Raw genomic sequence first — 4769 nt, 5'->3', positions numbered from 1 at the left:
GCCCCCCCCGCCCCCCCCCCCCCCCCCCCCCCCCCCCCCCCCCCCCCCCCCCCCCCCCCCCCCCCCCCCCCGCCCTCGGTGGAGCGTCGGTCGGGGTCAGTCCTGGAGGACGGCCACGGGGGCGACCATCAGCTGGGTGCGGCGCGGGTTGGCCGTGCTGGCCGGCAGCTCGGTGCCGTACATGACGACGTCCTCGGGCTGGCGGGCGCCCGGGATCTTGCTGAAGTCCTCGACCGAGGCCAGCGTGGTCCGGCGCGGGTTCGCCGTGGAGCGGCAGGACAGCGTGGACTTGGTGGCCTTCTTCGCCAGGGACATCGAGAGCACCTCGTGGTCGTGGCCGGGCGGATCCGCGCGGGATCGGCACCGGCCTGAGTGGTTCCGATTGATTCGGAGGGGTTCTGGGCAGGCTGATCGGGGCCGTGCCCAGGAGACAGCCAGGTTACGAGATCTCATTCCACAGAGACCGTGACCAAAGCTACACATTAGTCTGTGATTTTGCTCACAAATTGATCAGCAAATCGCAGATATCCGACATATCGCCGCAACGGAATTTCCCGGCAATCCACCCATAACGGGCATTCCGGCAGGTCTGCGACTCTTTTCGATCTACGGCCTGGTTGGCATGTATCCGGCGAGTGTCCGAAAAAGGCGGTATTCCGGTCCGGTTACCGCACAGTCAGTGAAAAGACGCATGCGGTCGGTAGTACCGGGCGCCTGGTTCCGGCGGCCCTTGTTGGGATTCCCCGGCTGTGCTGGAATGCCACGGACCGTGGGTAGGGAGCAGTCCACCCCGGCGACCCGCTCTCCCGGACCGGCCGGGGTGCGGATGGAAACTCGACACCGTCCAGGCCGTGGCGACGCGGCGGGACGCCCGGTCCAGAGGTTGCGACGCCAGTGCAGGGACGTTTCAAAAGGGGTAGCGGCGCCGCGGGCAACCCGGAGTCGCGCGAGCCTGTGGCAGCCCCTCAACAGGCGGCGGCCCCCGGCGGCCCGGCCGACCCGGTGACGCCCGAGTCCCCCGGCCGTCCGGAGGAGGACGGCCAGGACCGCAAGTCCACCCGGGACAAACTCCGAACCACCCTGACCAGGCGACGCGCCACTGGTCTGAGCCGGCTCGCGATGCGCAACTGGCGCATCCGCACCCGCCTGATCGCCCTGCTCGCGCTCCCGATCCTGGTCTCGCTGGTCCTCGGTGGCCTGCGCATCCAGACCTCGATGCAGAACTCGCAGCAACTCGCCCAGATGGCCAACCTGTCCGACCTGGCCAAGAAGGCGACCAACCTCGCGGACGCCCTGCAGACCGAGCGCGACCTCAGCGCCGGCTACATCACCAACCGTCCGAACGACCCGCTCGACGACGAGATCGCCACGGCCCGCAAGTCGACCGACGACCTCAGCCGCACCTTCACCACCTCCTCGGACAAGTTCGAGAACCTCGACCTCTCCGGCGGCAAGGCGCTGCTGTTCCAGATCCGCAAGGACCTGAACTCGATCGCGGACGCGCGGAACACGCCGTACCAGAACAACCAGAACATCCAGGCGACGATCACCGCCTACGACGTGATCATCCGCGACCTGCTGTCCATCACCCAGGACATCGCGCTCGCCTCGAACAACAAGGACCTGCTCGTCGCCACCCGCGCCCTGCAGCAGTTCTCGCTGGCCAAGGACGCCACCTCGCAGCAGCGCGCGCTGATCAGCGCCGGTCTCGCCAACCCCAAGGGTCCCGACCTCAGCCCCAGTGACGAGTCCTTCGGCATCCGCCTGCGCACCTCGTACGACAACTCGCTGACGAGTTTCAACAACATCTACACCGCGCACGACCTGGACAACCTGCGCGGACAGCTGAGCTACAACAACGTGGTCGCCGAGGCCGACCGCTACTCGCGCTCGATCCTCCAGCCCAGCGGTATCCACCAGACCGAGCCGGTCTCGTACAAGGACTGGTACGAGAAGGCCAGCGCCAAGATCACCGCCGAGCGCCGGATCGAGTCCAAGCTGATCGAGGACCTCGACGGAAAGGCCCAGGACCTGCAGTCCCAGGCCGACACCGAGGCCCTGATCATCGGTGCCGCCGTCGCCCTGACCCTGCTCGTCGCCCTGGGTGGCGCCGGTCTGATCGCCCGCTCGATGGTGCGCTCGCTGACCCGCCTGCAGGCCGCGGCCGAGGACGTCGCCGAGCGCCGTCTGCCCGAGCTGGTCAAGACCCTCTCCGAGAGCGACCCGCACGACGTCGACACCACGGTCGAACCGGTCGCCGTCGACTCGACCGACGAGATCGGCCACGTGGCGCACGCCTTCGACATGGTGCACAGCGAGGCCGTCCGCCTCGCCGCCGAGCAGGCCCTCCTCCGCGGCAACATCAACGCGATGTTCACCAACCTCTCGCGCCGCAGCCAGGGCCTCATCCAGCGCCAGCTGTCGCTGATCTCCGAGCTGGAGAGCCGCGAGGCCGACCCGGACCAGCTGGCCAACCTGTTCAAGCTGGACCACCTCGCGACCCGCATGCGCCGCAACGGTGAAAACCTCCTCGTCCTCGCCGGTGAGGACCCGGGTCGCCGCTGGACCAGGCCCGTTCCGCTCGTCGACGTGCTCCGTGCCGCCGCCTCCGAGGTGGAGCAGTACGAGCGCATCGAGCTCGCCGCCGTCCCGTCGGCCGAGGTCGCCGGCCGCGTCGTCAACGACCTCGTCCACCTGCTCGCCGAGCTGCTGGAGAACGCCACCTCGTTCTCCAGCCCGCAGACCCGCGTCCGGGTCACCGGCCACGCGCTGCCGGACGGCCGGGTGCTGGTCGAGATCCACGACACCGGCATCGGCCTGAGCCCGGACGACCTCGCGGAGATCAACGAGCGCCTCGCCAACCCGCCGACGGTGGACGTCTCCGTCTCCCGCCGCATGGGCCTCTTCGTGGTCGGCCGCCTGTCCCTGCGACACGGCATCCGGATCCAGCTGCGCCCGAGCGACTCCGGCGGCACCACCGCACTGGTCATGCTCCCGGTGGACGTCACCAACTCCGCCGAGCGCCGCGGCCCCGACCGCCCCGGCCCCGGCCAGGGCAAGCAGCAGCGCGGGGTCGCCCCGACGCCGCGCCAGCAGCGTCAGGTCCAGTCCGGCCGCCAGGGCGGCCCGGCCGCGCTCGGCCAGGGCCCGACGGGCGGCGCCCCGCAGGGCGGCCGTCCGCAGCTCGGCCAGGGTCCGGCGGCTCCGGCCGCGCCGACCCCTCCTGCCGCGCCGACCGCTCCCGCTGCGCCGACCGGCCCGGGTGCGCCCGGTGGCCGCCCCGGCGGGCTTCCGACCCGTCAGGTCGGCCGGTCGCTGCGCGACAACCCGCCCCCCGCCCAGCAGGGCAAGCAGGCCCCCGGTCAGCAGCCCCAGGGCAAGCAGGGTCAGGCCCCGCAGCAGGCCGCCGGCCGGCAGAGTCAGGGCCAGCCGCAGCAGTCGCCGCAGGGCGGTCTGCCGCAGCGGGCCCCGGGCCGCCAGGGCCCGCCGAAGAACGGCCTGAACGGTCTGCCCCGCCGCGGCCAGGGCCGCCCCGGCCAGGAACGTCCGAACGCCGGTGGCGAGCTCGACGGCGCTCCGGCGCCGCGGACCGGCGAGCAGCCGCAGCACGGCCGCCCGGGCGGTCCGGGTGCGCCGCAGCAGGGCGCCCGTCCGGGCAACCGTCCGCAGGACGGCCTGCCGCAGCGGGCCCCGGGCCGTCAGGGCCCCGGTGCCCCCGGTCAGCAGGGCCCCCAGGGTCCGCAGGGCCAGCAGGGCCAGCGCCGTCCGCAGCGCCCCGGCCCGGACGCGCCGCGCCGCGACCGCCAGCCGCAGCTGCCCCCGCAGCAGCCGGCCCAGCCGCTGCCGTCGGCCGAGCCGTCGCCGGTGGAGAGCACCCAGCAGTTCGCCCGGCCGCGCTTCGAGGCCAGCCAGATCGACCCGCGCGACCCGCTGGGCCTCGGCCTGGTGGAGCCGGTGCTGCCGAACGTGCCGAACCCGGCCCAGCCGCAGCCCCAGCCGCGTCCGGAGCAGGCCCCGGCCCCGCAGCAGCAGCGTCAGCGGCAGGAGCCGATGGCACTGCCGACCGGCCCGTCCGAGGCGACCGGCGAGCAGCCCTGGTACCCGCAGCAGGGCGAGGCCCAGCCGCAGTCCCCGCAGCAGGCCCGGCCGCGCCCGTACCAGCCGCGTCGGCCCGGCACCTCCGCGCCGGACCTCCAGTCGCAGGCGCCGCAGCAGGCACCGCAGCAGGCCCGGGCCCCCCAGGTCCAGGCCCCGCAGCAGCAGCCGCAGCCGCAGGCCCAGCCCAAGCAGGCACAGGCCCCTCAGCAGCCGCAGGCCCCGCAGCCGGGCAGCGGCGACGCGCCCTGGCGCCCGTCCGCGAACGACGAGCGCTGGCGCCGGGCCGAGCAGGTCCGCGAGCCCTCGACCAGCGGTGTCACGATGTCCGGCCTCCCCCGCCGGACCCCGCAGGCCAACCTGGTCTCCGGCACCGCCGAGGCCTCGCCGCTGACCGGTCCGCAGGTCTCCCGGGCCCCCGAGGAGGTCCGCGGCCGACTGACCAACCTGCGCCGCGGCATCCAGCAGGGCCGCCGGGCCGGGGCCGAGCAGGCCGCCAACCAGGCGGGCTTCCAGCATGGTGCCCAGCAGCCCGGATTCGATAGTTTCGGTGGCCGGAGCGACGGCAACGGCGCAGATCACCAGGAGCGTTGAGTTGACTCAGATGAGCCAGGCCGCACAGAACCTGAACTGGCTGATCACCAATTTCGTGGACAACACCCCCGGGGTGTCCC

The 4769-nt window shown here is 72.8% G+C and carries 2 protein-coding genes and 1 pseudogene; 2 read left to right on the top strand and 1 reads right to left on the bottom strand.

The window, feature by feature from the left end; all coding sequences use genetic code 11:
- Positions 1-96 precede the first annotated feature (96 nt).
- Complete coding sequence (locus tag ACGF12_RS37845) at positions 97-315, bottom strand: hypothetical protein (protein WP_393040976.1); 219 nt, start codon at positions 313-315, stop codon at positions 97-99.
- 639 nt (positions 316-954) lie between these two features.
- On the opposite strand from ACGF12_RS37845, the gene ACGF12_RS37840 reads away from it, so the two are divergent.
- Complete coding sequence (locus ACGF12_RS37840) at positions 955-4689, top strand: nitrate- and nitrite sensing domain-containing protein (RefSeq protein WP_393040973.1); 3735 nt, start codon at positions 955-957, stop codon at positions 4687-4689.
- Positions 4690-4699: 10 nt separating this feature from the next.
- Positions 4700-4769 (top strand): annotated as a pseudogene (locus tag ACGF12_RS37835) (roadblock/LC7 domain-containing protein); the annotation flags it as partial.

Source organism: Kitasatospora sp. NPDC048296 (assembly GCF_043201815.1).
In the GTDB taxonomy this organism is placed as follows: Bacteria; Actinomycetota; Actinomycetes; order Streptomycetales; family Streptomycetaceae; genus Kitasatospora.
The sequence above is the reverse complement of the archived record's forward strand: the minus strand, read 5'-3'. Positions and strand labels throughout refer to the sequence as shown.